The following is a 26,095-nucleotide window of genomic DNA, read 5'->3' as shown; positions in this document are numbered from 1 at the left end:
GACATCTTCAAAAGTGCCGGCACCACCCGCTGGGGCAGTGTCGGCAGCGCGCGCCGGGCCAGTTCCGATGCGGAAGTGAACCCGGGCAATGGCTTGGGCACAGGCAGCCAGGTGTTCAACTACAACGCAAAAATCTACACCGACCAGACCACACCGCCGGCCGGGACTTATCTGGACAACGTGATCCTTGATGTCGGGTTCTAACCAAGCACTCCGACCTGTAGCAGCTGCCTCGCGCTGCTCGGCAGTTGCTACAGGGGGAGCGTTCCAGCCGGGGTGGATCGGCTACCGCTCGATACTGCGATTCCACCGCGCATTCCACGCCGGGCGCTGTTCGTTGACCTGATCCCAGTCAATGGCAATTGCGGTGGTCAGGTACTGCTTCATCGCCTCGACCTGACCGCGCGTCTTGTCGGTGGTCGGCGTATTCGGGTTGGACGGGATCTGGTCGCCATCCTCAAGTGCGGCGGCCTGAGCTTCAGGCGTCAGCAAAAACGCTGCGAGTTTCTGCGCCAGTTCCGGCTGCGTGTTGTTGGCGATGGCGCACTCGGCCACGTTGAGCACCACGGAGCCTTCCTTGGGCTGCGCATACTCCACCGGCATGCCTTTGAGTTTCAGCGCGGTGACTTGGGTCGGTGTCAGCGGGAACAGCGCGGCTTCGTCGGTCTGGAGCATTTCGGAAATCTTCGCCGAACTCGGAATGTATTCCAGCACGTTGCGTCCGACGGTGTTCGGCCAGGCCTTGAAGCCCGGCTCGACGTCGGTTTCACTGCCGCCCTGAATCCGGTTGAACATCAGGAAGCCATGCAGTCCGAAGGTCGACGAGGCCATCGACTGGAACACCAGTTTGTCCTTGAAGCGCGGGTCGGCCATGTCCATCCACGAGGTCGGCGCGGCCCAGCCTTTCTCCTTGAACAGCCGCGTGTTGTACGCCAGCCCGGTGACGCCAAGGCTGACCGCCACCGCTTGATCCTTGATGCGGCCCTTGGCCGGAATCTGCGCCAGCGGCGCGCTGTCTTCGAGTTTGTCGCACAACCCCATGGCGATGGCGCGGTACATGATGCCGTCGTCGAGGAACATCACGTGCATCTGCGGGTTGCCTTTGCTGGCCTGGACCTTGGCCAGGATATCGGCGGAAGTCCCCGGCACGATCACCACTTTGACGTTGTTGGCTTTCTCGAAAACCGGCAGCACCTTGTCGGCGTAGAGCCGCTCCATGGTCCCGCCGTTCATGCCCAGATAAAGCGTCGGTTCGGCCTGGGCCTGGGTGGCGGCGAGCAGGGCTCCCAGGCAGGAAAAACCAAGCAGTGCAGTACGTTTGACGTTATTCATTGGCGCGACCTTCCTCTATCAAGCAACGGAGATGGAGTGAAACCGGGTGATGGAAAACGCATCCAGTGGCGTCTTTGAGGCGCCGCTGCAGATGATCTCGGTGAGCGCCTGGCCGACCGCAGGACCGATCTGGAAACCCGCACCGGCAAAGCCGAAGGCGTGTAACAGACCGGGTTGAGTGCTGCTATGACCGATCACCGGTTGGCGATCAGGCAGATAACCTTCGGTGCCGCTCCAGGTACGAATCGCCTGGGCGCCTTCAAGAAACGGGTAGAGCTCGACGGCCTGACGCAGGATTTCGATCACCGCGTGTTGGCCGGGGCGGGCGCGGGCGTCATCGAGGGCAAAACCCTGGCCGCCGCCGAGCACGCAATTGCCGCGTGCAACCTGACGCGCGTAGATGCCGCCCCCCTCGACGCCGGTGCTGGCATTCATCACCAATGGCAACGGCTCGGTGACCAGCATCGCCGGGTGGCCGGCGTGCATCGGCACTGCTTCGCCAAACTGCGCGGCCAGGGTTCCGGCCCAGGCCCCGGCGCAGTTCAGCAGCCAGGGCGCGTGCAACTCGAGGCCGGTTTGCGTACTGACGCGAAAGCGCTGACCGTCGTGTTCCACCGCCGTTACGGCACATTGTTCGTGGACCTGCGCGCCGTGCCGACGGGCCGTTTGCGCGAAGGCGGGGGACACCAGGCGCGGGTTGGCGTGGCCGTCGTCGGGGCAAAACGATGCGCCGGCCGTGACGTCGCCGACCCATGGAAAACGCGCGCGCAATTCATGGCGGTCGAGCAGCTGCAAATCGAGTCCGAAGCCCTGGCTGCTGACGGCGTAGTGCTGCAAGGCGTGCAGATCGTTGAGACTGCGGGCCAGTTTCAAATGACCGCTGCGTTGATATTCTCCGTCGATGCCGATCAGTTGCGGCAACTGGCCCCAGAGCTCGTGGGCCCGTTGCGACAGCGGTAATTGCGACAGTGGACGCCCCTGGCGCCGCACGCCGCCGTAGTTCACGCCGCTGGAGTGCGAGCCGCAAAAGTCGCGCTCCAGCAGTGCAACACGCCGGCCGGCCTTGCTCAGGAACAGCGCGGCCGACGCCCCGACAATGCCGCCACCAATGATCACTGCATCGACTTCGATCATGGCTCGACCTCCAGACCAAACGGCAGCGGCTTGATCGGCGCCTGTGCCCGCAATCGACCGATCTCAGACACCGGGCGTCGGCTTTCGCAGGCAATGATTTCCGCCGCAGCGGCGCCGCACATCCGGCCCTGACAGCGGCCCATGCCAATGCGGCAGTGCGCCTTGACCCGATTGATTTCCCAGTGACCTTCGCGCACCACCTTGCGGATGTCGCCGGCCAGCACTTCTTCGCAGCGGCAGACGACCACCTCATCGGCGGTTTCGCTGGCCCAGTGCTCGGGGAAGGCGAAGGCGCGCTCAAGTCCGTTGCGGAATTCACTGATGCGTTGCAGGGAGCGTTCAAGGCTGTCGGGACGTTGTGGCGGAATCAGGTAACCGATGTCTTCGAGCAACGCCAACGCCGCCCGTTCACCTGCCATTTCAGCGGCGTCGGCGCCCATGATGCCGGCGCCGTCACCGGCCAGATAAACCTCGGCGACACTGCTGCGACCGGCGTGGTCACGCTGCGGCAGCCAAGCGCGGTTGAGTGGGTTCCAGGCGAATTCACAGCCGAGTAAATCGGCGAGTTGGGTTTCACTGCGCAGGCCATGGGCGAAGGCAACGGCATCGCAATCGAGCCGATGTTCGCCTTTGGCGTTGGACCACTCCACGGATTGCACGCGCTGTTCTCCGTTGACACGTTTCAAAGTTGCGCCTTGATGCACCGGGATGCCGTGGGCGGTCAGCCAGCTGCGGTAATAGATGCCTTTGGCGAGTGTGGCCGGTTGCGACAGCAGGCCGGGCAGGGCGCGGGCCTGAGCGCTGAAGGGTGAACTGTCGAGTACCGCAACGACCTTCGCGCCGGCCTTGACGTACTGGTACGCCACCAGGTACAGCAACGGCCCGCTGCCGGCGAACACCACGCGCTCACCGATGGCGCAGCCCTGGAATTTGAGCGCGATCTGCGCCGCGCCGAGGCTGTAGACACCCGGCAGCGTCCAGCCTGACACCGGCAGAATCCGGTCGGTGGCACCTGTGGCGACGATCACGCGGGAGAATTCCAGTCGCGCGGCACGGCCCTCGTGCAAAGTGTCCAGCGCACCGTCTTCGGCGTTCCAGACCAGTGTCTCGGGGCGGTAGTCGAGTTGCCCGCGCAGCGCGTCGATCGTTTGATGCAACCCACTGGCCTTGCGCGCTTCGAAGCCATACAGCTTGACCGCCGAGCGCTTGAAATTCTCCGGCTGGCGCCGATAAATCTGCCCGCCACCGCGCGCCGCTTCGTCCAGCAGCACTGGACGAACCCCATGCGCCATCAACGTCTGCGCCGAACGAATCCCGGCCGGACCTGCGCCAATAATGACCACAGCCTTCATACCCGTGCCCCTGTGGGAGCGAGCCTGCTCGCGAGGACGGCGGCCCATTCAGCAGAGAGGTTGACTGACAGACCGCTATCGCGAGCAGGCTCGCTCCCACAGGGAATACGGTTTTTGCAGGTGGAATGTGTGTTCATAGGGTGCGTCCCGGTTCGCGGCTTATTTGTTGGCCAGCTTCGAGCAGCGTCGAGCAGGCCCGCACGCGGCGGCCGTCGCCCAGGCGGACCCAACAGTCCTGACAGGCGCCCATCAGGCAGAAGCCGGCGCGGGGTTCGGCGCTGAAGTCGCTGCCACGCAGGTGTTCGCTGCAAGTCAGCACGGCGGTCAGCAAGGTATCGCCGAGCAGGCCGCTGGCCGGTTCGCCGTCCAGGGTAAATTCCACAGCCGGGCGATCGCCTTCGGCCAGTCGTTTCAGCACAGCCATGGCGCCCTCATTGTTTACCCACCAGAACCCGATCCAGGCCATACACCCGATCGAGCAGAATCATGGTCAGCGCAGTCAGCCCGATCACCAGTGCCGACACCGCCGCCATCATCGGGTCGATGGATTCGGTGGCGTAGACGTACATGCGCACCGGCAGGGTTTGCGTGGCCGGCGAGGTGACGAAGATCGACAGCGTGACCTCGTCAAAACTGTTGATGAACGCCAGCAGCCAACCCCCGGCGACCCCCGGCAGAATCATCGGCAAGGTGATTTCCCGAAACAGCGTGAAGCGCCCGGCACCCAACGACTGCGCAGCGTGTTCGGCGCTGCGGTCCAGGCCAATGGCCGACGCCAATACCAGGCGCAACACATACGGCGTGATCACCAGCACGTGGGCGAAGATCAGCCAGGCGAAGCTGCCGTTGACGCCCATCAGCGCAAACAAGCGCAACAGCGCCACCCCCAGCACCAGGTGCGGAATGATGATCGGCGACAGAAACAGGCCGTTGAGAAAGTCCCGTCCGGGGAACTCGAAACGCGTTATCGCCAGCGCCGCCGGCACCGCAATCAACGTCGCGATACTGGCCGCGCAGAACGCCAGGATCAGGCTGTTGTAAAACGCATCGACAAAGTCGGCACGCTCGAACACCGCACGGAACCAGCGCAATGAAAACTCGGTGGTCGGCAGGCTCAGGGTGTTTTCCGGGGTGAAGGCCACGAGGCACACCACCACCAGCGGCGCGAGCATGAACAGCACCACCAGGGCATGGAACAGCAGGGCGAAAGGACCGTTCTTGGACATGACGAGTTATCCCAATGACTTCTTGTAGCGGCCTTCGATCATCCGGTTCCACGACAGCATGATCAGCAGGTTGAGCAACAGCAGCGCGACCGCGATGGCCGCACCCATCGGCCAATTGAGCTCCGACAGGTACTGGTCGTAGATCAACGTCGCGACCATCTTCAGGCGACGTCCGCCGAGCAGGCCGGGAATGGCGAACGAACTGGCCGCGAGGCCGAACACGATCAAGGTGCCTGACAACACACCCGGCATGATCTGCGGCAGCACCACTTGGCGCATCACGGTGAAGTGGCTGGCGCCCAGCGACAGCGCGGCCTGCTCGGCGGCGGGGTCGAGTTTTTGCAGCGAGGTCCAGACCGGAATGATCATGAACGGCAGCATCACGTGGACCAGTGCAATCACCACGGCGAACGGCGTGTACAGCAACTTCATCGGCGAGCCACCGAAGGCTTGCAGGGTCTGGTTGACCAGCCCGTCGGCACCCAGCAGCAGGCTCCAGCCGAAGGCACGTACCACCACCGAAATCAGCAGCGGCGTGAGGATCAGAATCAGGAAAATCGAGCGCCAGGGTGCGCCCATGCGGCTGAGGATGTAGGCCTCGGGCACGCCGATCACCACGCAGAGCAGGGTGGTCAGGGCGCTGATCCACATCGTGCGCAGGAAGATTTCGTAGAAGTACGCATCGCCCAGCAAGCTGCTGTAATGGTCGAGGGTGAAGGCATCGCCGTTGATCCCCGAGCTGTAGTCGAAGACGTTGAACGACAGCACCAGGGTCAGCAGCAGCGGGATGATCAACAGCCCGAGGTACAACGCCAGGGCCGGCGCTGACAGCCAGTAACCCTGACGTCCCTGGCGAATGGCGGCAAGCGTACTCATGCCGGCACCTCATCCACGGTCAGTACCCGCAGCAGCGTCGCATCCCAATCCAGGCCGACCGCCGTGCCTTCGGTCAGTGGTGCCGAGCCGTCGTTGCGGCGCACCACACTGAGTTCGCCCAAGGTCGTCGAGACGCCGTACAACCATTGGCTGCCGAGGAAGAATCGGCTGACGATCTGGCCTTGCAGCCGACCTTGGCCTTGCTCCCGCAGATCGATTTTTTCCGGGCGCAGGCTCAGGGTCAGGTCACCGCCCCTTTGCACCTGGACTACGCCCGCACCATCACGCTCGCCGGGCAGCAAATTGGCTTTGCCGACGAAGCCGGAAATGAACTCGGTGCGCGGGTGTTCATAAAGGGTGTAAGGCGCGTCGATCTGGGTGATGCGCCCGGCTTGCATCACCACTACGCGGTCGCTGATGGACAGCGCTTCGGACTGATCGTGGGTGACCATCAGCGTGGTGATCCCGACTTCACGCTGGATGCGGCGGATCTCGAACTGCATCTCTTCGCGCAGGTTGGCGTCGAGGTTGGACAGCGGCTCATCGAGCAGCAGCACGGGCGGCTCGATCACCAGGGCCCGGGCCAGCGCGACACGCTGACGCTGGCCGCCGGAGAGTTCTCGTGGGTAACGTTCGGCGTGTTGATTGAGGCGCACCAGTTTCAACACCCGATCCACCCGTTGCTGCAACTCGGCACCGGGCACTTTGCGCATTCGCAGACCGAAGGCGACGTTGTCTTTGACGGTCATGTGCGGGAACAGCGCGTAACTCTGGAACACCACGCCCAAGCCGCGACTGGCAGGTTTGGCGTGGGTGATGTCGCGACCGTCGAGCAGGATGCGTCCGCTGCTGACTTCGACGAAGCCGGCGATCATTTGCAGGGTGGTGGTTTTGCCGCAGCCGGAGGGGCCTAGCAGGGATACGAATTCGCCTTTTTCGACCGAGAGGTGGGTGGCGACGACGGCGTCAATCTCGCCGTAACGTTTGCCGAGTCCTTCAAGTTGCACAAAAGCCATGACTGCGCTCCACCTGAGATTGTTATGCGTCGCCCGAAGGCGCGCTTTTTTGTATGGGCAGATACGAAAAGGTCTTGCTGGGTGCGTTGGCGCTCGACTTCTGTCGGCTGCCGCTGTTGTTCGAATCGCCCCTGTCTGGACGCAGAGTAGGACGAAGAATAGGATGGGCTCAATGGCCTATTTCACTGAAGCGATGACTATTTTCAGTTTCATTCAGTGAGTAAATTTTTTATCGAGAAACTGCATGTCTGATTCCACTGAACGGAATGAAAACAAAAATGAAGTCGGTGTCGGGGCTGTGTCCAGACTGTTTGCCGTGCTGCGAAGCCTGGGTGACACCGTCGAGGGCGGGGAGCGTGTGACCCAACTGGCGCAGCGTATCGGCCTGTCGCAACCGACCACGCACCGTTTGTTGCGCAGCCTGATGGACGAAGGCATGGTCGAACAGGACGCTCGCAGCAAACGCTATCGTCTGAGCCTGGATTTTTTTGCGTTGGCGGCGCGGGCCGGCAACACCGGAAATCTGCGCGAACTGGTGCGACCGTCGTTGCTGCGACTCTCGGCTTCGTTGGGGGATTCGTTGTTTTTACTGGCGCGCAGCGGGTTTGATGCGATCTGCCTGGACCGCAGCGAGGGGCCGTTTCCGATCCGCACCTTTACTGGCGATATCGGTGGGCGAGTGGCGCTTGGCGTCGGCCAGGGCAGTCTGGCGATTCTGGCGTTTCTGCCGGAGGAGGAGCGCGATACGGTGATCCATTACAACTTGCCGCGGCTCAAGGATTTTCACCTGTACGACGAGGTGTTCCTGCGTTCGGAAGTCGAGAACGTGCGCACGCTGGGTTACGCCGGGCGCAACACCGGTGTGCTGCAAGGCATGGCCGGTGTCGCGGTGCCGATTCTGGATCGGGAAGGACGAGCGGTGGCGGCATTGAGCGTGGCCACGGTGAGTGATCGCCTGGGGCCGGATCGTTTGCCGACGGTGGTGGAGATGCTCAAGCGCGAGGCGGCGCTGATCGGGCCTCGGATCAATCCGTTTGATCCGCTGCTGCGAAGGCCCTCGCAAGTGTTCGGGCAGGGTTGAGCACACCCCACACTCCACCGCATGTCCCTGTGGGAGCGGGCTTGCCCGCGATAGCGTTGGACCAGTCACCATCATTGTTGAATGTCCAACCGCTATCGCGGGCAAGCCCGCTCCCACAGGGGATGGTTAGTGTGATCAGAACTGGGTGGTTTGCTTGAGCATCTGCGCCGCTGGCGTATCGCTCGGGCTGACCATCGCATAGTTGTAGCCGGCGCCGGACCAATACTCGGCCTGCAACTCGCCATCGCTGCGACTGCCCCGAGGCAGCAGGTTGTTTTTCGGTCCTGGTGGTCGCACGTAGAAGCTGATCTTGTGCCCGCCCTGATCTTCGTAAACCACCATCGCCGCCGGCCCTTGCTCGGTGCTGAGCAAGCGGCCGCTGACCGGTTTGTATCCCGAGTCCGACAAGTCCGGCAGGCGATTGGCGTGAGAGAAATAACGGTCGAGCCAACCCTGCATGTCGCCGTCGTCGCTGACCTTGTAGTCCGCCGGCAGGATGCCTTGCTGGGCGATCAAACGGTAAGCCTGCATCGCATCAGTCATGGGTGGTGGCGCGCCGACCAGTGTCATTTCCCTCGCCTGCCAGCCGCTCAATCCGCCGACGCTGACCGCAATCAAGAGCACCGCGGCGCTGGCCAGATGGCGGCGGGACTGGCGTTTGACCCGCTGGCGAATCAGCGCCGGGTCGAGGTCGGGGTTGGCCGTATAGTGCAACGCGCCGCTCATGGCCGCGCGCAGTTGCTGGGCGTCTTGCTGCCAGGCGCGCACTTGCGCGGCGGCTTGAGGGTTGCTGGCCAGGTAAGTCTCGACCAGGCGTCGGTCGGCGTCATTGAGTTGATGATCGACGTAGGCGTGCAGGTCGCGTTCGCTCGGGGGCATGCTGATCATTTGAGTATCCGCAGAGAAGGGCTGGTGATTTCGCCGTCGCTGAGTTGGCGCAGGGCCTGACGGGCGCGGGACAGGCGGGACATCACGGTGCCGGTCGGGACGTCGAGAATCTCGGCGACCTCTTTATAACTCAAACCTTCCACCGACACCCAGAGCAGCAATGCGCGCTGTTCGGTGGTGAGCTGGTCAAAGGCTTGCAGGGTGGATTGGGCAATCACGGTGCGCTCTACCGAGGGCTGGGCATCGTCACGGCCGGTAAAAAATTCGAGCATCCGCGCATAACGCCGGGAACGTCGATGAGCGTCGAGAAACTGCCGGTAAAGGATCGAAAACAGCCAGGCGCGCAAGTCGCCCTCGGGGCGTTTGTCGCCCCAACTCGACAGGGCGCGCTCCAGGCTCGATTGCACCAGATCGTCCGCGCTGCTGGGATTGCGCGTCAACGACACGGCAAACCGTCGCAACCTGGGAATGATTTCTCTGAGTTGTTCGTCGATATCGTTCATGAAGTTCTGACTAGTCACTACGCTGTGGACTAGGGAGACGCCCGGCACTTGAGGTTATTCCACGCCTGGAAAAATAAATACCGGGTGATGGAATAAAGCGTCGTGGGGTACGTCTGCTTGGTTCTTCTCACTTGTGGCCGATGGCCCTGGAGTCATTCATGGTAGATCGCTCATCACCGCCCACCCGGCCACCGCTGAGTGCCGCAAGCCTGACGTTGCGCCTCGGCGGTATTGCCGTGGTCGTCGCGGCGCTGGCCGGTGCCTTTGCCTACGTCAACGGAACACTCGACCCACAACGCCTGACGCCGAAAGCATTGATCAATGTGCTGGAAAAAAACAACGGCGTGCACCCGGGGTTTCGCCGTAACCATGCCAAGGGCGTGTGCGTGATCGGGCATTTTGAAAGCAGTGGCGAGGCGCGTACTTATTCCAGTGCCCAGGTCTTCAATGAGCCGCAGACGCCGGTGGTCGGGCGTTTTGCCTTGCCTGCGGGCAATCCTTATGCACCTGACAGCAGTGTGCCGATCCGCAGCATGGCGTTGCGTTTCACTCAGGCTAACGGCCAGCAATGGCGCACCGGGATGAACAGCATGCCGGTGTTCCCGGTGGGTACGCCTGAAGCGTTCTATCAATTGCAGCAAGCGCAATCGCCGGATCCGGCCACCGGCAAGCCCAATCCGGCGGCGGTACCGGCGTTCTTTGGTGCTCACCCGGAAGCCGCGCCATTCCTGGCCTGGATCAAGACGGCCAAGCCTTCGGCCAGCTATGCGACGGAGACCTACAACAGCGTCAACGCGTTTTACCTGGTGAACGCGACCGGTCAGCGCCAAGCGGTGCGCTGGAGCATGACACCAATAGCGCAGGATGCCGCCGGTGCCACCGCGCCTGAAGGGGCTGACTTCCTTGAAAAAGACCTGGTTCAGCGTTTGTCCGCCGGGCCGCTGCGTTGGCAGTTGAACATCACCTTGGCCAACCCCGGTGATCCGGTCAACGATGCCAGCAAGGCTTGGCCTGACGGTCGCAAAGTGGTGAATGCCGGCACCTTGGTGCTTGAACGCACGCAACCGCAACTCGATGGCGAGTGCCGTGACATCAACTACGACCCGCTCGTGTTGCCGGCCGGTATCGAAGGCTCCGACGACCCATTGCTCGCCGCTCGCTCGGCGGGGTACGCCAGTTCCTATCTGCGTCGCACCAGTGAAGTCAAACAGTTGCCTGCCGCCAACGCTAAACAGGAGGCTCATCAATGAGTGCTCAACCGAATCATTTCGCGCCGTTGGCGCGGCTGCTGCATTGGCTGATGGCGTTGATGATCATCGCGATGCTGTTTATCGGCGCGGGCATGGTGGCCTCGGTGTCCGAGCGGCATGAATGGCTGATCCATCTGCACAAACCGTTGGGGATTGCGATTCTGCTGCTGGTGATCGTGCGCCTGGTCGTTCGCTTTTCCACTCGGCAACCACCGTTACCGGCGGATTTGCCCGGTTGGCAGGCACTGGCGGCGAAGGCTTCGCATGTCTTGTTGTACGTCTTGATGTTCATTTTGCCGCTGCTGGGCTGGGCGATGATTTCAGCGGCCGGGGATCCGGTGATGCTCAGCAATTCGTTTCAGTTGCCATCGATCCTGCCCGCGAATGCGCAGATGTTTGCGTTTTTGCGCAAGGCTCACGGGTATCTGGCGTACTTGCTGTTTCTGACCGTGTTGCTGCATCTGGCGGCAGCGTTGTTTCACGGTTGGGTGCGGCGCGATGAGGTGCTGGACAGCATGTTGCGCGGGAAGGATCGCGGCTGAAGGCATCATGGCTGCATGCCGGGCATGCAGCCATCGAGGGCGATCAGCGCAGGGTGTCGATCATATCGGCAACGGTCGTCAGCACGTCCTTGCCCAACTGCTTGGAGCGCTTGCCCGACCAACCGGTCAAGGCATTCGGCGCGTCGTTGTTGTCCTTGAAGGGCATCTCCAGGGTCAGCGACAGGCAGTCGAATTTCTCACCGACACTGTTGCAGGCCAGCGTCATGTTGGCTTTGCCCGGTTCGTCGCGGGTGTAGCCATGCTTGGTCTGGAAGTCCTTGGTCAGATGTTTCAGATGATCGCGGAAGTGGGTCTCGAGTTTTTCGATCCGCGGCGTGTAGCCCGGGTTGCCTTCGCAACCGGCGGTGAACACGTAGGGGATTTCTTCATCGCCATGGATGTCGAGGAACAAGTCGACACCGTGCTTTTCCATTTGCTGCTGAACGAACAGCACTTCCGGGCTGATGTCCTGGCTGGCGCTCTGCCAGGCGCGATTCAGGTCCTGACCCATGGCGTTGGTGCGCAGGTGACCGTGGAAGGCGCCGTCCGGGTTCATGTTTGGCACCAGATACAGGTCGGCGCTGGCCAGCAGTTTGTTCAGTACCGGGTCGTCGTGCTTTTCCAGGCGTTCGATCACGCCTTCCATGAACCACTCGGCCATGTGTTCGCCGGGGTGTTGTTGGGCAATCATCCAGACTTTGCGCTGACCTTCGGCGCCGCTGCCTTTACGCAGTAACTGGATGTCACGACCTTCCACGCTTTTGCCGGTGGCGAGCAGTTCGGTGCCAGCCTTGGTCAGCGCCTGTTCGATCAACCAGTCGTGACGGCCACGGCTGTAGGGTTCGAAGTAGGCAAACCAGGCGTGGGTGGCCGTGGCTTCGAGGCTGAAGCGCAGGCAGTCGCCTTCGAAGATGGTCGGTACGCGGAACCAGTTGACGTGGTCGTAGGACGCCACCGCCTGATAACCGTCCCAGGCCTTGTTGTACGAGGACTTGCTGGCATTGTTCAGACGAAACCAGTGCTCCTGGCCGACGTGCAGACCGCTGGCCTTGAAGTGGAACCACTGGAAATGTTGGCTGCGGGTGTCGGGTTTGATGGCCAGCAGGGCTTGAAGTGGATTGCTGATGTCCAGCACTTCAATGTTGCCGCTGTCGAAATTTGCGCTGATGTCGAAAGAGGATTTAGCCACGGTCATAGTCGATTCCTGAATATGATTTTTATGGCTGCTACTTTACACGCTGGGAAGGGAAAAACCGGGGGAAATTGCGGGGCAAAAGGGGGGGCGTCTTCCTTGACGCAGACGCAGCTTAGAGACTGTGTGATTGATTCTCAAGTGCTATTTTTCATTAGTTTGGGCCAATGCTGCCGGGCTTCTCTTGCCAATGGATATTCTTTTGATATCATCCGCGCCAATCGAATTCGCAACACCTAAAGACTTCATTAGCCTGAAGCCAAAGCCAGAATAACTGGCAAAAAAAAGACCCGGCAAAAAGCCGGGTCAAAAACCGTGATTAGCCTGATGAGGAGATAGTCCAGGAGACCGACCTAAGGTCTCTTGGTCCATCGACTGATCTCGCGACCAGCTGCATGCAATAATAATCATTCTCGTTTGCAAGTCAAATGATTTTATCTGCGCAATTGGAAAATTCTTTCCCGTCTTCCTCGAAAGTGCGTCCGACTCAAACGCGCTGCCCCTGTAAAGAACGATCAATCATCGCCTTGGCCATGTCGATCATATGCACCGTCGAAAAGGCCAGGTCCCGACTTGCGCCGTGCAGGTTGCTGGCCGACTCGAAAGCGGTCGCTGCAGCACAGCGCAACAGATCCGACGCATGCACCAGCGCTTCTTCACCGCTGACCGCAGGGTTCACATCAAAAAATCGCTCCTCGACCACCGCTTCTGACACAGTTGGTTTCAAGTAATAGTCCAAGGCTTTTTGCGCGGCGGCGTTGCCTTTGGGCGAGGTGAGGGTGGTGTCCATTTGCATATCCGACAGGTCATTGCGGGGTAACGTCATGGCGATGGCAAGCTCCGTGATAGATTCAGATCCGTGAACCAATCCTAGTACGAACTGTATTTGTGACGAGAATTTAAATACTACAATTTGTGTTTTGTTGCTTGGAGTCCGCGACGTATCGTGCCGCCCATGGATAAATGGATTGAGTTGGTCAAAGCCAAGATGAGTGAACTCAAAGTCACTCAGGAAGTACTCGCCGATCGCCTCGGGATGTCTCAGGGCGGTGTGGGTCACTGGCTGAATAAACGCCGTCAGCCGAGCATCGAAGACATGAATCGTGTCTTGCGGGCGCTCGGGATGGATTTTCTGGAAGTGGCGATGGTGATTCGGGAGCCCTTGGTGCTGCAGGACGACGAGATGTCCCTGACGCAAAAGTACAACCCGTACTTCCGTTACCCGGTCAGTGACTGGCGCGAGCCTGCGCAGGTGCGTGAAGGCGAGCTAACGGTCTACGGCAAGCCGCGTTTCGAACTGACCGATTACCACGCTCAGGGCGCGGCGTTCTGGCTCGAGGTGGTCGGCGACGCGATGACCGCGCCGAGCGGGATCAGCATCGCCGAGGGCATGATGATCCTGGTGGACCCGGCCATTGTGCCGGAGCCCGGGAAACTGGTGATCGCGCAATGGGCGGACAGCGTCGAAGCAATCTTTCGCAAGCTGATCGAAGAGGGCGGGCAGCGTTACCTGGTCCCGCTCAATCCGACGTACCCGAAAGCCCTGTTCACCGAAGAGTGTCGAATCCTCGGCGTAGTGGTTCAGGCAACGGCCAAGTTCTAATCAGATCGGTCCTCGCAACGCGTAGGACCGATCTTCATTTCACGCTTCTTCCAGTTCGACCAACGCACTGCCTTCGCTGACCATCTCGCCTTCCTGGCAATACAGCGCCTTGATCACCCCTGCGTGAGGCGCGCGAATGCTGTGTTCCATCTTCATCGCTTCCAGCACCACCAGTTGCGCTCCGGCTTCGACCGTTTGCCCGGCCTCGACCAATACGCGCACGATGCTGCCGTTCATGGGGGCGGTGAGCCCACCTTGATGGCTGTGGCTGGCTTCGACGGCACTGATCGGGTCGTAGGCCTCGATGCGGCGCAATTCACCTTCCCACTGCAGATACACAACCTCGCCTCGGCGAATGACCCGGTGCTGGTGGCGCACGCCGTTGTGATCGGTCAGCAGCTGTTCGCCCTTGAGCTGAGCAGTGTGGGCATCAACGTTACCCAACGTCAGCGCCCGGTCCTGCCCTTCGCAACTGAGGTGAAGGGTGATTTCCCTCGGCAGTCCAGCACGAAAACCATTGCCAACGGCCCAAGGCGAGCTCAGGTCATCAGCGCGCGGAGAACCCGGCTGGCTCTGGGCAAACGCCTGAGCGGCGGCGTGCCAGAACTCGTCACTGAGGTCCGCAGGCGCTGGCAGCAGTTGCTCCTGGTAACGCGGAATAAACCCGGTATCCAGTTCTGCCGCCGCGAATGCCGGGTGAGCGATGATCCGACGCAGGAAGTTGATGTTGGTCTTGAGCCCGCCGATCGCAAACTCATCCAGCATGCTCAACAAACGCAGTCGCGCCTGTTCACGGTCCTCGCCCCAGGCAATCAACTTGCCGAGCATCGGGTCGTAGAATGGCGAGATCTCATCGCCTTCTTCCACACCGCTGTCGACCCGACGTCCCGGACCATCGGCCGATTCGCGATACAACGCCAGGCGCCCGGTGGCCGGCAGGAAGTCATGGCTCGGGTCCTCGGCATACAGCCGCACTTCAATCGCATGGCCGATCAGCGGAACCTGTTCTTGAGTCATTGGCAGCGCTTCACCACGCGCCACGCGAATCTGCCAGGCGACCAGGTCGAGGCCAGTGATCGCTTCGGTGACCGGGTGCTCGACCTGCAGACGCGTGTTCATCTCCATGAAGAAAAACTCGCCGCGTGAATCCAGCAAAAACTCCACGGTGCCGGCGCCGACATAGCCGATGGCCTGTGCCGAACGCACGGCGGCTTCGCCCATGGCGCGGCGCAGTTCCGGACTCAAGCCGGGAGCGGGCGCCTCTTCGACGACTTTCTGATGGCGACGCTGAATCGAGCAGTCACGTTCGTTGAGGTACAGGCAGTTGCCGTGCTGATCGGCGAACACCTGGATTTCCACATGACGCGGTTTGAGCAGGTATTTCTCCACCAGCATCCGCGAATCGCCAAACGAGGATTTCGCTTCACGTTGCGCCGAGGCGAGGGCTTCGGCCAACTGGCTGACGTCCTCAACCACTTTCATGCCTTTGCCACCACCGCCCGCTGTCGCCTTGAGCAACACCGGATAACCGATGCGTTCGCAGGCATCGCGGAAGGTGTCGAAATCCTGAGCTTCGCCGTGATAGCCGGGCACCAGGGGCACGCCGGCGGTTTCCATCAAGGCTTTGGCAGCGGACTTGCTGCCCATCGCATCAATGGCCGAGGCGGGCGGGCCGAGGAAGATCAGGCCAGCGTCCTCAATGGCGCGGGCGAACCCGGCGTTCTCGGACAAAAAGCCATAACCGGGGTGAATCGCCTGAGCGCCGCTGGCCTTGGCCGCCGCGATCAATTTATCGATTTGTAGATAGCTGTCAGCAGCTTTGCTACCGCCGAGGTCGACGCGGATATCCGCTTCGCGGCTGTGCCGGGCGTCACGGTCAGTGGCGCTGTGCACGGCCACGGTGGTCAGGCCCAAGGCCTTGGCGGTGCGCATCACCCTGCAGGCGATTTCGCCACGGTTGGCCACCAGCAGAGAGGTAATCACAGGTGCGCTCATCAACGCGGCTCCTTGGGGGTGGTCGGTGCTTGCCAGCTCGGCGGACGTTTTTGCAGAAAGGCCCGCAGACCTTCCTGGCCTTCGGGGCTGACGCGGATGCGTGCGATGGCATTCTCGGTGTAACGGCGCAGCGCCGGGGTCAGCGCACCGTTGCCGACTTCACGCAGCAAGTCCTTGCTGACGCGCATGGCGGCCGGGCTGTTGAGCAGCAGGTTGTCGATCCACTTCTCCACGTTCTGTTCCAGCTCAGCGACCGGATAGCTCTCCGACAACAGGCCGATTTCCCGCGCCCGTTGCCCGCCGAAACGTTCAGCCGTCAGGGCATAACGGCGTGCCGCGCGCTCGCCGATGGCTTGCACTACAAACGGGCTGATCACCGCCGGCGCCAGGCCGATGCGCACTTCCGACAGGCAGAACTGCGCGTCATCGGCACCAATCGCCATGTCGCAGCAACTGATCAGGCCCAACGCGCCACCATAGGCCGCGCCCTGTACCACGGCCAGGGTCGGGATTTTCAGTTTGGCGAGGTTGTACATCAATTCCGCCAGTTCACGGGCGTCGTCGAGGTTGGTGTGGTAATCGAGCTCGGCCGATTGCTGCATCCACGCCAGGTCGGCACCGGCGCTGAAATGCTTGCCGCGACCGCGCACCAGCAGAAACCGCAGGCTGGCATCGGTCGACACCTTGTCCAGGGCGAGGATCAATTCGCGGATCATCTCGGCGTTGAACGCGTTGTTCTTTTCTTCACGGCTGAGCCACAGGGTCGCAAAACCTCGTGGGTCGGTCAGCAGTTCGAGGGTGTTGAAGTCGCTCATGGTTTTCTCCCGATCACATCCGGAACACGCCGAAGCGGCTCGGTTCGATTGGCGCATTCAGCGACGCGGACAAGGCCAGAGCGAGCACGTCGCGGGTCTGCGCCGGGTCGATGACGCCGTCGTCCCACAGCCGTGCGCTGGAGTAGTAAGGGTGGCCCTGTTCTTCGTATTGATCGAGGATCGGCTGCTTGATCTCGGCTTCCTGTTCGGCGCTGAAACCCTGGCCACTGCGCTCGGCCTGCTCGCGCTTGACCTGCACCAAAACGCCTGCCGCTTGCTCGGCACCCATCACGCCGATGCGCGCGTTCGGCCACATCCACAGGAAGCGTGGATCGTAGGCGCGCCCGCACATGCCGTAGTTGCCGGCGCCAAAACTGCCGCCAATGATCACGGTGAATTTCGGCACCTTGGCACATGCCACGGCGGTCACCAGTTTCGCGCCGTGCTTGGCGATGCCGCCGGCCTCGTATTTCTGGCCGACCATGAAACCGGTGATGTTTTGCAGGAACAGCAGCGGGATGCCGCGCTGGCAGGCCAGTTCGATAAAGTGCGCGCCTTTTTGTGCGGCTTCGGCGAACAGGATGCCGTTGTTGGCGAGGATCGCAATCGGGTAACCGTGTAGATGTGCGAAGCCGCACACCAGCGTGGTCCCGAACAGCGCTTTGAATTCGTCGAACACCGAACCGTCCACCAGCCGCGAGATCACCTCGCGCACATCGAACGGTTGCTTGGCGTCGGCCGAGACTACGCCGTACAGCTCATCGCTGGCGTAGAGCGGGGCGATGGGTGTGCGCTGCTGCAGTTCGCCGAGCTTGCGCCAATTGAGGTTGGCGACACTGCGCCGCGCAATGGCCAGCGCGTGTTCATCGCTCTCGGCGTAGTGGTCGGCGACACCGGAAATCTTGCAGTGCACATCGGCCCCGCCGAGGTCTTCGGCGCTGACCACTTCACCCGTCGCGGCTTTCACCAACGGCGGGCCAGCGAGGAAAATGGTGGCCTGCTGGCGCACCATGATCGCTTCGTCGGCCATCGCTGGCACATAAGCGCCACCGGCGGTGCAGGAACCCATCACCACGGCAATCTGCGGGATGCCCATGGCGCTCATGTTGGCCTGGTTGAAGAAGATCCGTCCAAAGTGCTCGCGGTCTGGAAACACTTCATCCTGACGCGGCAGGTTGGCGCCGCCCGAATCCACCAGATAGATGCACGGCAGGCGATTCTGCTGGGCGATAGTCTGGGCACGCAGGTGTTTTTTCACCGTCAGCGGGTAATACGAGCCACCTTTCACCGTGGCGTCGTTGGCGACGATCATGCACTCGACGCCTTCGACACGGCCGATCCCGGCAATCACGCCCGCCGCCGGAACGTCTTCGCCGTAGACCGCGTAGGCCGCCAGTTGGCTGATTTCCAGAAACGGTGAGCCCGGATCGAGCAGACGATTGATCCGCTCACGTGGCAACAACTTGCCCCGCGAGGTGTGGCGTTCTTGCGCCTTCGGGCCGCCACCTTGCTGCACTTGGGCGAGCAGGGTGTGCAACGCGTCGACTTGTTTGAGCATCGCCGCGCTGTTGGCCGCGAACTCCGCCGAACGGGGGTTGAGCTGGGTATGCAGGATAGCCATGGACAGCTCCGTTTAGCGGGTTTCGTTGAACAGTTCGCGACCGATCAGCATGCGACGGATCTCACTGGTGCCGGCGCCGATTTCGTACAGCTTGGCGTCACGCAGCAGACGACCGGCCGGGAATTCGTTGATGTAGCCGTTGCCCCCAAGAATCTGGATCGCGTCGAGGGCCATTTGCGTGGCGCGTTCGGCGCTGTAGAGGATCACGCCGGCGGCGTCCTTGCGGGTGGTTTCGCCACGCTCGCAGGCTTGGGCCACGGCATACAGATACGCGCGGCTGGCATTGAGTTGGGTGTACATGTCGGCGACCTTGCCCTGAATCAGCTGGAACTCGCCGATGCTTTGGCCGAACTGCTTGCGGTCGTGGATGTACGGAACGATCAGGTCCATGCAGGCCTGCATGATCCCGGTCGGGCCGCCGGACAGCACGACGCGTTCGTAGTCGAGGCCGCTCATCAGCACTTTCACGCCGCCGTTGAGCACGCCGAGGATGTTTTCTTCCGGGACTTCGACGTCATCGAAGAACAGCTCGCAGGTGTTGGAACCGCGCATGCCGAGCTTGTCGAATTTGTTGCTGCGGCTGAAGCCTTTCGAATCACGTTCGACGATGAACGCGGTAATGCCGTGCGGGCCTTTTTCCAGGTCGGTCTTGGCGTAGATCACGTAGGTGTTGGCGTCGGGACCGTTGGTGATCCAGGTTTTGCTGCCGTTGAGCACGTAGTGATCGCCACGTTTGTCGGCACGCAGCTTCATCGAGACCACGTCGGAACCGGCATTCGGTTCGCTCATGGCCAGGGCACCGATGTGTTCGCCGCTGATCAGCTTCGGCAGGTACTTGGTTTTCTGTTCGTGATTGCCGTTGCGGTTGATCTGGTTGACGCAGAGGTTGGAGTGCGCGCCGTAGGACAAGGCGACCGACGCCGAGCCGCGACTGATTTCTTCCATGGCGACCACGTGGGCCAGGTAGCCAAGGCCAGCACCGCCGTATTCTTCCGCGACGGTAATGCCCAGCAGGCCCATGTCGCCGAATTTGCGCCACAAGTCAGCCGGGAACAGGTTGTCGATGTCGATCTGAGCGGCGCGCGGGGCGATCTCTTTGGCGACGAAGGACTGAACCTGATCGCGCAGCATGTCGATGGTTTCACCGAGGGCAAAGTTCAGGGATGGGTAGCTCATGGGTCACCTTTTGGCTTTTTTGTAGGGTGGGGAGGGCAGTGATTCGGCTCTCACCTTTACGTTAACGTAAGCCTGTGACGAATGGCTGTCAATCACCCTTTACGTTAACGTCAACTTGAGCGAGAGTAGAGCCAGTTTATAGAAGGCGAACCACCCCGGTGGGAGCCGCCGTAACACCCACTAATAAAGACAATAGGGGTCGTCATGGATCAACCCAGTGCAAGCCCGCAGCGCAGCTATACCCGTGGTTCCCAAGAGAAAGCCTTGTTGGCGATGACCATCGGTCAGGCTTTCGACAACACGGTCGCGCAATACCCGAACGGGGAGGCGCTGGTCGTGCGCCATCAGCAGTTGCGCTACACCTGGCAGCAACTTGCCGACGCCGTCGACTTGCACGCCAGAGCCCTGTTGGCGCTCGGCTTGCAGGCCGGTGACCGCCTCGGTATCTGGGCACCGAATTGCGCGCAGTGGTGCATCATCCAGTTTGCCAGCGCAAAAATCGGTGTGATCCTGGTCAACATCAACCCGGCCTACCGCAGCTCCGAACTTGAATACGTGTTAAAGCAATCCGGTTGCCAATGGCTGGTCTGCGCCGGTGCGTTCAAGACCTCCGACTATCACGGCATGCTGCAAGGCCTGGTGCCTGAGCTGGCGGAGCAATCCATCGGAAAGCTGCAAAGCGAACGCCTCCCAGACTTGCGCGGCGTCATCAGTCTGGATGCACAACCTCCGTCGGGCTTCCTGCCGTGGTCACAACTGGGCGATCTCGCCGCCAGCGTGTCCGCCGAACAATTGCGTGAACGCCAGGACAGCCTGCACTTCGATCAGGCGGTGAACATCCAGTACACCTCCGGCACCACCGGTTTCCCGAAAGGTGCGACCCTCAGTCACTACAACATTCTCAACAACGGTTACATGGTCGGCGAAAGCCTCGGGCTGACGGCCAATGACCGCCTGGTGATCCCGGTGCCGTTGTATCACTGCTTCGGCATGGTCATGGGCAACCTCGGCTGCATCACCCACGGCAGCACCATGATTTACCCCAACGATGCGTTCGATCCGCTCCTGACCCTGACCACGGTTGCCGAAGAAAAAGCCACCGCACTCTACGGCGTGCCGACCATGTTCATCGCCATGCTCGATCAACCCAAGCGCGCCGAGTTCGATCTGTCGAGCCTGCGTACCGGGATCATGGCCGGGGCGACCTGTCCGATCGAGGTCATGCGCCGGGTCATCAGTGAAATGCACATGAGCGAAGTGCAGATCGCCTACGGCATGACGGAAACCAGCCCGGTGTCGTTGCAGACCGGCCCGTCTGACGAACTGGAACTGCGCGTGACCACCGTTGGCCGGACCCAGCCGCAACTGGAAAGCAAGATCATCGACGAGGCCGGCAACCTGGTGCCGCGCGGCACCATCGGCGAACTCTGCACCCGCGGTTACAGCGTGATGCTCGGTTACTGGAGCAACCCGCAAGGCACCGCAGAAGCCATCGATCAGGCGGGCTGGATGCACACCGGCGACCTGGCGAGCATGAACGACGAGGGCTACGTGTGCATTGCCGGGCGCAACAAGGACATGATCATCCGCGGCGGTGAGAACGTTTACCCGCGTGAGCTGGAAGAATTCTTCTTTACCCATCCGGCGGTGGCGGACGTACAAGTCATCGGGATCCCGTGTTCGCGCTATGGCGAAGAGATTGTCGCCTGGATCAAATTCCACCCGGGCCACAGCGCCACCGAACAAGAGCTGCAAACCTGGTGCAAGGAACGCATCGCGCACTTCAAGACGCCGCGTTACTTCAAGTTCGTGGAAGAGTTTCCGATGACCGTGACCGGCAAGATCCAGAAATTCCGGATGCGCGAGATCAGTATTGAGGAATTGCGCGAAAAGCAGGTCTGACAATTTCACCCTTGTGGGAGCCAGCAGGCTGGCTCCCACAAGCGGTGGTGAAAACCTGGATTGCAGAAAGCACAAAGGGGAGCCGAAGCTCCCCTTTAATTTTTCGTTGCGCGTGCTCTTTTTTTATTATTGAGGGGCGGTCTGTTGTTGTTTTTAGTGACCGTGACCCTTTACTGCTGTTTTTGTCGATCCCCATCCGGGATCAAGAGCAAACGTATTTTTTTGAGCGCTGACCTGCTTTTTCGCTGAGCGATCCAACCAGTTCGGGAGCTACCTGAAAGTAGTTTTATTGTTCTCTGCCCGGTTGCGGGTTACTCCGAAAAGCACCCTGAAAAGCACCCTGAAAAGCACATCCTCTCCAAAAAAATCTGTTAGCTGCGTCTCTGCCGTGTTGTTTTTGTTATGTCAGAGTCGTTACGTCTTATTTTTATTAGGTTTGCCGCTTTTTTTGTTCTTGTTATGCAGTAGAGATAGCAGAAGCCGTGCCAACTTTAAAAATACGTTGAAAATCAACAAGTTATGTTTTTGTCAGATTTTTCGTTCAGACAAAACCAGACAATTTGTTTCCGTGTTACTCGCTTGTGCCCCACGTTTCAGACGTAGCGGTAACACCCGCACGCCTCACTGTGCGCTGCGAGCCTTGGCCACGCGCGAGCCGGTCGGTCGCCCCAGCACGGAGCAAATCTGCTGGCCGGCCAAAATCAGAGCGTCCAGATCAATACCGGTCTCTATACCGAGGCCGTTGAGCAGGTAAACCACGTCTTCGGTGGCGACGTTACCGCTGGCGCCCTTGGCGTAAGGGCAACCGCCGAGGCCGGCGATGGAGCTGTCGAACACCGCGATACCTTCCAGCAGGCTGGCGTAGATGTTGGCCATGGCCTGGCCATAGGTGTCGTGGAAGTGCCCGGCCAGTTTTTCACGCGGCACAACAGCCGAGACCACATCGAACATCGTGCGGGTCGCGCCGGCGGTGCCGGTGCCGATGGTGTCGCCCAGGGAGACTTCGTAGCAGCCCATGGCGTAGAGCTCGCGGGCGACGCGGGCGACTTGTTCGGGCGCGACGTGACCTTCGTAAGGGCAACCCAACACGCAGGACACGTAACCGCGCACGCTGACGCCGTGTTGTTTGGCGGCGTCCATGATCGGCACGAAGCGCGCCAGGCTTTCGCTGATCGAGCAATTGATGTTGCGTTGGGAAAACGCTTCGGAGGCCGCGGCGAACACCGCGACTTCCTTGACCCCGGCCGCGATTGCATCCTCAAACCCGCGCAGGTTGGGGGCGAGTGCGCCATAGGTCACGCCCGGTTTGCGCTGGATCTGCGCAAAGACGTCGGCGGAACCGGCCATTTGCGGCACCCATTTGGGCGAAACGAAACTGCCGACTTCGATATAGCCAAGGCCCGCAGCGGTCAGCGCGTCGACCAGTTGCACCTTGTCCGCAACGCTGATGGGTTGGGGTTCGTTTTGCAGACCATCGCGAGGGCCGACTTCGACCAGGCGTACGTGGGTGGGTAGGGACATGGGAATCGACCTGTGCTAACTGTCTGAATGTTCAGAAAACCCTGTGGGAGCGAGCTTGCTCGCGATGAGGGCGTGACATTCAAAATTGATGTTGGCTGACAGTCCGCCATCGCGAGCAAGCTCGCTCCCACAGGGGACTGCGTGGACTTACTGAACCACTTCCTGGCTCTTGATCGTCTGCTCCAACGCCTGGGTGCAGCGCTCCTGCGCCGTGTCCAGTTCGAGCTTCATCTGCTCGATGTCGAGCATCTGCTGCTCCAGTTGTTCGCGGCGCTCGGCGATCTTGTTCAACATGGTTTGCAGCTGTTTCTGATTGCCGCCGGTGGGGTCGTAGAGCTCGATCAGCTCGCGGCACTCGGCCAGGGAGAAGCCAATGCGCTTGCCCCGCAGGATCAGCTTCAGGCTGACCTTGTCACGGGGCGTATACACGCGTTCCTGACCACGGCGCTCAGGACTGAGCAGGCCTTGCTCTTCATAAAAGCGAATGGCCCGGGTGGTGATGTCGAGCTCGCGGGCGAGGTCGGAAATGCTATAGGTCTGGCTGCTCATGGAAGCGCTCGAAGAAGGTCATGGCGCTAAGCTAATGTCAGGTTGACGTTTACGTCAAGGGGCATGGATCTTCATTGATATCACTGGCCTCTTCGCGCGCAAGCCTCGCTCCTGCAGTACGGCGCAGATCCCTGTGGGAGCGAGCCTGCTCGCGATGAACGATAACGCGGTAACAAGTCTTACACCTTGTCGAGCTTCTTCTCATGCGCCGTCACTTGCTGGCACAACTCGATCATCTGTTCGCGCATCCAGCGGTTGGCCGGGTCCTGGTCAGTGCTTTCGTGCCAGTAGAGGTGAGTTTCCACCGGCGGCACGTCGTTTACCGGCAGGTTCACCGAATACAGGTCATGACGACGGGCGAAGCGCTCCGGCACGGTCATGACCATGTCGGTCTGCTGCAACACTTGCGAGGCCATCAGGTAATGCTGGGACCGCAGGGCAATCTTGCGCTGGATGCCCATTTTCCCCAGGGCCAGGTCGACATGGCCCAGGCCGCTGCGACGGCTGGAGATATGAATGTGGGTCAGCGACAGATAGTCATCGAGGGTGAATTTTTCCTTGCCCGCCAGCGGATGCCCCTTGCGCATGGCACAGACATAACGGTCTTCCATCAACTTGACGTGACGCACCTGCGGGTCGGTGTTGAGCGGCGCATCCACGGCGAAATCCAGTCGCCCGGCCGCCAGTTCCTTGGTGGTCTCGCGGCGTTTGGACAGAAAGCTTTCGATGATCACCGTCGGCGCCAGGCGGCGCAGGCGCTGGAACAGCGGCGGCAAAATTACCGCTTCGGTCAGGTCGGTCATGCTGATGCGATACGTCTTGACCGCTTGCAGCGGGTTGAAAATCCGGCTTTCCTGCACCGACACTCGCAGCAGGGAGAGGGCGTTACGCACCGGCCCTATGATGTTCTGCGCCATCGGCGTCGGCACCATGCCTTGCGCGGTGCGCACGAACAACGGGTCGTTGAAGGTCTCGCGCAGGCGGGCCAGAGCGTTCGAGACGGCTGGCTGAGTAATGCCGACAATCTGCCCGGCACGGGTCAGGTTGGCTTCGGTGTAGATCGCGTCGAAGACGATGAAAAGGTTGAGGTCGACCTTGCTCAGATTCATTACGCGGCTCTCTTGTTGTAGGGCGTTTTTGGCCTTGATAATCACCCGATCATATATCGGTGATGAATGTTAATACACGCCGAGAATAGGCTAGGTAAATTTTCGTAGCTGTTCTAGCATCGATTGCATGACCTGAACAACTCCTCTGAACCCAGTCAAAAAGGTAGAGCTGCCCATGGATTTCGCTTATTCGCCCAAGGTGCAAGAACTGCGTGAGCGCGTGACCGCGTTCATGGATACCTACGTTTATCCCGCCGAAGCCGTGTTCGAGCGCCAGGTCGCCGAAGGCGATCGCTGGCAGCCGACCGCAATCATGGAAGAGCTCAAGCTCAAGGCCAAGGCTGAAGGGTTGTGGAATTTGTTTCTGCCTGAGTCCGAGCTCGGTGCCGGCCTGACCAACCTCGAATACGCGCCACTGGCGGAAATCATGGGCCGCTCGCTGCTCGGTCCTGAGCCCTTCAACTGCTCCGCACCGGACACCGGCAACATGGAAGTGCTGGTGCGTTACGCCAACGAAGAGCAAAAGCAACGCTGGCTCGAACCGCTGCTGCGTGGGGAGATCCGCTCGGCGTTTGCCATGACCGAACCGGACGTCGCTTCGTCCGACGCCACCAACATGGCTGCCCGCGCTGTGCGTGACGGCGACGAGTGGGTGATCAACGGTAAAAAATGGTGGACCTCAGGCGCCTGCGATCCGCGCTGCAAGATTTTGATCTTCATGGGCCTGAGCAATCCTGACGCGCCGCGCCACGCCCAGCACTCGATGATCCTGGTGCCGGTGGATGCCCCGGGCGTGAAGATCGTTCGTCCGCTGCCGGTGTTCGGCTACGACGACGCACCTCACGGCCACGCCGAAGTGCTGTTTGAAAACGTTCGCGTGCCGTATGAAAACGTCCTGCTGGGCGAAGGACGCGGCTTTGAAATCGCCCAGGGTCGCCTTGGCCCTGGCCGGATTCACCACTGCATGCGCTCGATCGGCATGGCCGAACGTGCGCTGGAATTGATGTGCAAACGTGCGGTGAACCGTACCGCGTTCGGTAAACCGCTGGCACGCCTGGGCGGCAACATCGATAAGATCGCCGACTCGCGGATGGAAATTGACATGGCACGCCTGCTGACGTTGAAAGCGGCGTACATGATGGACACCGTCGGTAATAAGGTGGCGAAGAGCGAGATTGCGCAGATCAAAGTCGTCGCGCCGAACGTGGCGTTGCGGGTGATCGACCGGGCTATCCAGATGCATGGCGGGGCAGGGGTTTCCAATGATTTCCCACTGGCCTACATGTATGCGATGCAACGCACCCTGCGCCTGGCCGACGGCCCGGACGAAGTGCACCGCGCGGCGATCGGTAAATTCGAGATCGGCAAGTACGTGCCGAAAGAGATGATGCGTAGCGGGCAATAACAGACAC

The 26,095-nt window shown here is 60.8% G+C and carries 25 protein-coding genes; 7 read left to right on the top strand and 18 right to left on the bottom strand.

Features of this window, described 5'->3' with window-relative positions; genetic code table 11:
• Positions 1–204: spore coat U domain-containing protein (locus K0F88_RS32595; RefSeq protein WP_257605342.1), on the top strand; the 204-nt coding region annotated here is incomplete at its 5' end.
• Positions 205–285: 81 nt separating this feature from the next.
• Here the strand turns inward: K0F88_RS32595 and K0F88_RS25720 are convergent.
• The 7 genes from K0F88_RS25720 to K0F88_RS25690 all read right to left on the bottom strand — a co-directional run bounded on the left by K0F88_RS25720 (position 286) and on the right by K0F88_RS25690 (position 6,936).
• Positions 286–1,332 carry an ABC transporter substrate-binding protein gene (locus tag K0F88_RS25720; protein ID WP_219097092.1) on the bottom strand — a complete coding sequence of 349 codons (1,047 nt, stop codon included), beginning with the start codon at positions 1,330–1,332 and terminating at the stop codon, positions 286–288.
• Between the two features lie 18 nt (positions 1,333–1,350).
• Positions 1,351–2,466 carry an FAD-binding oxidoreductase gene (locus tag K0F88_RS25715; RefSeq protein WP_094468115.1) on the bottom strand — a complete coding sequence of 372 codons (1,116 nt, stop codon included), beginning with the start codon at positions 2,464–2,466 and terminating at the stop codon, positions 1,351–1,353.
• Positions 2,463–3,818 carry an NAD(P)/FAD-dependent oxidoreductase gene (locus K0F88_RS25710; RefSeq protein WP_219097091.1) on the bottom strand — a complete coding sequence of 452 codons (1,356 nt, stop codon included), beginning with the start codon at positions 3,816–3,818 and terminating at the stop codon, positions 2,463–2,465. The genes K0F88_RS25715 and K0F88_RS25710 overlap by 4 nt, the downstream gene beginning before the upstream one ends.
• Before the next feature lie 133 nt (positions 3,819–3,951).
• Complete coding sequence (locus K0F88_RS25705; protein WP_094468113.1) at positions 3,952–4,242, bottom strand: (2Fe-2S)-binding protein; 291 nt, start codon at positions 4,240–4,242, stop codon at positions 3,952–3,954.
• 7 nt (positions 4,243–4,249) lie between these two features.
• A complete protein-coding gene (locus K0F88_RS25700) occupies positions 4,250–5,044 on the bottom strand; it encodes an ABC transporter permease (protein ID WP_077749753.1) in 795 nt (264 codons plus the stop codon).
• A gap of 6 nt (positions 5,045–5,050) precedes the next feature.
• Positions 5,051–5,920 (bottom strand): ABC transporter permease, encoded by an 870-nt coding sequence (locus tag K0F88_RS25695; protein ID WP_219097090.1) that lies wholly within the window; start codon positions 5,918–5,920, stop codon positions 5,051–5,053.
• Positions 5,917–6,936 (bottom strand): ABC transporter ATP-binding protein, encoded by a 1,020-nt coding sequence (locus tag K0F88_RS25690; protein WP_219097089.1) that lies wholly within the window; start codon positions 6,934–6,936, stop codon positions 5,917–5,919. Before K0F88_RS25690 ends, K0F88_RS25695 begins: the two co-directional genes overlap by 4 nt.
• 244 nt (positions 6,937–7,180) lie before the next feature.
• On the opposite strand from K0F88_RS25690, the gene K0F88_RS25685 reads away from it, so the two are divergent.
• Positions 7,181–8,017 (top strand): IclR family transcriptional regulator, encoded by an 837-nt coding sequence (locus K0F88_RS25685; RefSeq protein WP_219097088.1) that lies wholly within the window; start codon positions 7,181–7,183, stop codon positions 8,015–8,017.
• 135 nt (positions 8,018–8,152) lie between these two features.
• On the opposite strand, the gene K0F88_RS25680 is transcribed toward K0F88_RS25685, so the two are convergent.
• Both K0F88_RS25680 and K0F88_RS25675 read right to left on the bottom strand, forming a co-directional pair.
• Positions 8,153–8,905, bottom strand: coding sequence for an anti-sigma factor (locus K0F88_RS25680; RefSeq protein WP_219097087.1), 753 nt, complete (start codon positions 8,903–8,905; stop codon positions 8,153–8,155).
• Positions 8,902–9,408, bottom strand: a complete 507-nt coding sequence (locus K0F88_RS25675; protein WP_219097086.1) for an RNA polymerase sigma factor — start codon at positions 9,406–9,408, stop codon at positions 8,902–8,904. The genes K0F88_RS25680 and K0F88_RS25675 overlap by 4 nt, the downstream gene beginning before the upstream one ends.
• A gap of 158 nt (positions 9,409–9,566) precedes the next feature.
• Between K0F88_RS25675 and K0F88_RS25670 the strand changes: the two genes are divergently transcribed.
• Together K0F88_RS25670 and K0F88_RS25665 are read left to right on the top strand one after the other, a co-directional pair.
• A complete protein-coding gene (locus K0F88_RS25670; protein WP_219097085.1) occupies positions 9,567–10,658 on the top strand; it encodes a catalase family peroxidase in 1,092 nt (363 codons plus the stop codon).
• Positions 10,655–11,200 (top strand): cytochrome b, encoded by a 546-nt coding sequence (locus K0F88_RS25665; RefSeq protein WP_094468105.1) that lies wholly within the window; start codon positions 10,655–10,657, stop codon positions 11,198–11,200. The genes K0F88_RS25670 and K0F88_RS25665 overlap by 4 nt, the downstream gene beginning before the upstream one ends.
• 43 nt (positions 11,201–11,243) lie before the next feature.
• Here the strand turns inward: K0F88_RS25665 and K0F88_RS25660 are convergent, their stop codons facing one another.
• Together K0F88_RS25660 and K0F88_RS25655 are read right to left on the bottom strand one after the other, a co-directional pair.
• Positions 11,244–12,395: a M14-type cytosolic carboxypeptidase gene (locus K0F88_RS25660; RefSeq protein ID WP_219097084.1), complete on the bottom strand. Its 1,152-nt coding sequence runs from the start codon at positions 12,393–12,395 to the stop codon at positions 11,244–11,246.
• A 484-nt stretch (positions 12,396–12,879) separates the two neighbouring features.
• Positions 12,880–13,218 carry a DUF6124 family protein gene (locus K0F88_RS25655; protein WP_094468103.1) on the bottom strand — a complete coding sequence of 113 codons (339 nt, stop codon included), beginning with the start codon at positions 13,216–13,218 and terminating at the stop codon, positions 12,880–12,882.
• A 129-nt stretch (positions 13,219–13,347) separates the two neighbouring features.
• Between K0F88_RS25655 and K0F88_RS25650 the strand changes: the two genes are divergently transcribed.
• Positions 13,348–13,995: a LexA family transcriptional regulator gene (locus K0F88_RS25650; protein ID WP_094468102.1), complete on the top strand. Its 648-nt coding sequence runs from the start codon at positions 13,348–13,350 to the stop codon at positions 13,993–13,995.
• Positions 13,996–14,034: 39 nt separating this feature from the next.
• On the opposite strand, the gene K0F88_RS25645 is transcribed toward K0F88_RS25650, so the two are convergent.
• Genes K0F88_RS25645 through K0F88_RS25630 form a run of 4 tightly spaced genes read right to left on the bottom strand, consistent with a single transcriptional unit; the run spans position 14,035 to position 19,602 of the window.
• The gene (locus K0F88_RS25645) at positions 14,035–15,990 is read right to left on the bottom strand and encodes an acetyl/propionyl/methylcrotonyl-CoA carboxylase subunit alpha (protein WP_219097082.1); all 1,956 of its coding nucleotides are present in this window, start codon (positions 15,988–15,990) and stop codon (positions 14,035–14,037) included.
• Positions 15,990–16,805: a gamma-carboxygeranoyl-CoA hydratase gene (locus K0F88_RS25640; RefSeq protein ID WP_219097081.1), complete on the bottom strand. Its 816-nt coding sequence runs from the start codon at positions 16,803–16,805 to the stop codon at positions 15,990–15,992. Before K0F88_RS25640 ends, K0F88_RS25645 begins: the two co-directional genes overlap by 1 nt.
• A gap of 13 nt (positions 16,806–16,818) precedes the next feature.
• The gene (locus K0F88_RS25635) at positions 16,819–18,426 is read right to left on the bottom strand and encodes a carboxyl transferase domain-containing protein (RefSeq protein WP_219097080.1); all 1,608 of its coding nucleotides are present in this window, start codon (positions 18,424–18,426) and stop codon (positions 16,819–16,821) included.
• A 12-nt stretch (positions 18,427–18,438) separates the two neighbouring features.
• Positions 18,439–19,602 carry an isovaleryl-CoA dehydrogenase gene (locus K0F88_RS25630; RefSeq protein WP_219097078.1) on the bottom strand — a complete coding sequence of 388 codons (1,164 nt, stop codon included), beginning with the start codon at positions 19,600–19,602 and terminating at the stop codon, positions 18,439–18,441.
• A gap of 204 nt (positions 19,603–19,806) precedes the next feature.
• On the opposite strand from K0F88_RS25630, the gene K0F88_RS25625 reads away from it, so the two are divergent.
• Positions 19,807–21,504: an AMP-binding protein gene (locus K0F88_RS25625; RefSeq protein WP_219097077.1), complete on the top strand. Its 1,698-nt coding sequence runs from the start codon at positions 19,807–19,809 to the stop codon at positions 21,502–21,504.
• A gap of 621 nt (positions 21,505–22,125) precedes the next feature.
• Here the strand turns inward: K0F88_RS25625 and K0F88_RS25620 are convergent.
• The 3 genes from K0F88_RS25620 to K0F88_RS25610 all read right to left on the bottom strand — a co-directional run bounded on the left by K0F88_RS25620 (position 22,126) and on the right by K0F88_RS25610 (position 24,683).
• The gene (locus tag K0F88_RS25620) at positions 22,126–23,025 is read right to left on the bottom strand and encodes a hydroxymethylglutaryl-CoA lyase (RefSeq protein ID WP_219097075.1); all 900 of its coding nucleotides are present in this window, start codon (positions 23,023–23,025) and stop codon (positions 22,126–22,128) included.
• 147 nt (positions 23,026–23,172) lie between these two features.
• A complete protein-coding gene (locus K0F88_RS25615) occupies positions 23,173–23,574 on the bottom strand; it encodes a MerR family DNA-binding transcriptional regulator (protein ID WP_219097073.1) in 402 nt (133 codons plus the stop codon).
• Between the two features lie 179 nt (positions 23,575–23,753).
• The gene (locus K0F88_RS25610; protein ID WP_008148497.1) at positions 23,754–24,683 is read right to left on the bottom strand and encodes a LysR family transcriptional regulator; all 930 of its coding nucleotides are present in this window, start codon (positions 24,681–24,683) and stop codon (positions 23,754–23,756) included.
• 175 nt (positions 24,684–24,858) lie between these two features.
• Here K0F88_RS25610 and K0F88_RS25605 point away from each other — a divergent pair, with 175 nt between their 5' ends.
• Complete coding sequence (locus K0F88_RS25605) at positions 24,859–26,088, top strand: acyl-CoA dehydrogenase (protein ID WP_219097072.1); 1,230 nt, start codon at positions 24,859–24,861, stop codon at positions 26,086–26,088.
• Positions 26,089–26,095: the final 7 nt, after the last annotated feature.

Source organism: Pseudomonas sp. UMAB-40, from assembly GCF_900095275.1.
GTDB classification, from domain to species: domain Bacteria; phylum Pseudomonadota; class Gammaproteobacteria; order Pseudomonadales; family Pseudomonadaceae; genus Aquipseudomonas; species Aquipseudomonas mandelii_B.
Note: the sequence above shows the minus strand (reverse complement) of the source record. Positions and strands in the feature narration are given on the sequence as shown.

Excerpts from the sequence above, each read along its gene's own strand:
- K0F88_RS25720 (WP_219097092.1), bottom strand. The coding sequence starts at position 1,332 with ATGAATAACGTCAAACGTACTGCACTGCTTGGTTTTTCCTGCCTGGGA.
- K0F88_RS25715 (WP_094468115.1), bottom strand. The coding sequence starts at position 2,466 with ATGATCGAAGTCGATGCAGTGATCATTGGTGGCGGCATTGTCGGGGCG.
- K0F88_RS25710 (WP_219097091.1), bottom strand. The coding sequence starts at position 3,818 with ATGAAGGCTGTGGTCATTATTGGCGCAGGTCCGGCCGGGATTCGTTCG.
- K0F88_RS25705 (WP_094468113.1), bottom strand. The coding sequence starts at position 4,242 with ATGGCTGTGCTGAAACGACTGGCCGAAGGCGATCGCCCGGCTGTGGAA.
- K0F88_RS25700 (WP_077749753.1), bottom strand. The coding sequence starts at position 5,044 with ATGTCCAAGAACGGTCCTTTCGCCCTGCTGTTCCATGCCCTGGTGGTG.
- K0F88_RS25695 (WP_219097090.1), bottom strand. The coding sequence starts at position 5,920 with ATGAGTACGCTTGCCGCCATTCGCCAGGGACGTCAGGGTTACTGGCTG.
- K0F88_RS25690 (WP_219097089.1), bottom strand. The coding sequence starts at position 6,936 with ATGGCTTTTGTGCAACTTGAAGGACTCGGCAAACGTTACGGCGAGATT.
- K0F88_RS25685 (WP_219097088.1), top strand. The coding sequence starts at position 7,181 with ATGTCTGATTCCACTGAACGGAATGAAAACAAAAATGAAGTCGGTGTC.
- K0F88_RS25680 (WP_219097087.1), bottom strand. The coding sequence starts at position 8,905 with ATGATCAGCATGCCCCCGAGCGAACGCGACCTGCACGCCTACGTCGAT.
- K0F88_RS25675 (WP_219097086.1), bottom strand. The coding sequence starts at position 9,408 with ATGAACGATATCGACGAACAACTCAGAGAAATCATTCCCAGGTTGCGA.
- K0F88_RS25670 (WP_219097085.1), top strand. The coding sequence starts at position 9,567 with ATGGTAGATCGCTCATCACCGCCCACCCGGCCACCGCTGAGTGCCGCA.
- K0F88_RS25665 (WP_094468105.1), top strand. The coding sequence starts at position 10,655 with ATGAGTGCTCAACCGAATCATTTCGCGCCGTTGGCGCGGCTGCTGCAT.
- K0F88_RS25660 (WP_219097084.1), bottom strand. The coding sequence starts at position 12,395 with ATGACCGTGGCTAAATCCTCTTTCGACATCAGCGCAAATTTCGACAGC.
- K0F88_RS25655 (WP_094468103.1), bottom strand. The coding sequence starts at position 13,218 with ATGACGTTACCCCGCAATGACCTGTCGGATATGCAAATGGACACCACC.
- K0F88_RS25650 (WP_094468102.1), top strand. The coding sequence starts at position 13,348 with ATGGATAAATGGATTGAGTTGGTCAAAGCCAAGATGAGTGAACTCAAA.
- K0F88_RS25645 (WP_219097082.1), bottom strand. The coding sequence starts at position 15,990 with ATGAGCGCACCTGTGATTACCTCTCTGCTGGTGGCCAACCGTGGCGAA.
- K0F88_RS25640 (WP_219097081.1), bottom strand. The coding sequence starts at position 16,805 with ATGAGCGACTTCAACACCCTCGAACTGCTGACCGACCCACGAGGTTTT.
- K0F88_RS25635 (WP_219097080.1), bottom strand. The coding sequence starts at position 18,426 with ATGGCTATCCTGCATACCCAGCTCAACCCCCGTTCGGCGGAGTTCGCG.
- K0F88_RS25630 (WP_219097078.1), bottom strand. The coding sequence starts at position 19,602 with ATGAGCTACCCATCCCTGAACTTTGCCCTCGGTGAAACCATCGACATG.
- K0F88_RS25625 (WP_219097077.1), top strand. The coding sequence starts at position 19,807 with ATGGATCAACCCAGTGCAAGCCCGCAGCGCAGCTATACCCGTGGTTCC.
- K0F88_RS25620 (WP_219097075.1), bottom strand. The coding sequence starts at position 23,025 with ATGTCCCTACCCACCCACGTACGCCTGGTCGAAGTCGGCCCTCGCGAT.
- K0F88_RS25615 (WP_219097073.1), bottom strand. The coding sequence starts at position 23,574 with ATGAGCAGCCAGACCTATAGCATTTCCGACCTCGCCCGCGAGCTCGAC.
- K0F88_RS25610 (WP_008148497.1), bottom strand. The coding sequence starts at position 24,683 with ATGAATCTGAGCAAGGTCGACCTCAACCTTTTCATCGTCTTCGACGCG.
- K0F88_RS25605 (WP_219097072.1), top strand. The coding sequence starts at position 24,859 with ATGGATTTCGCTTATTCGCCCAAGGTGCAAGAACTGCGTGAGCGCGTG.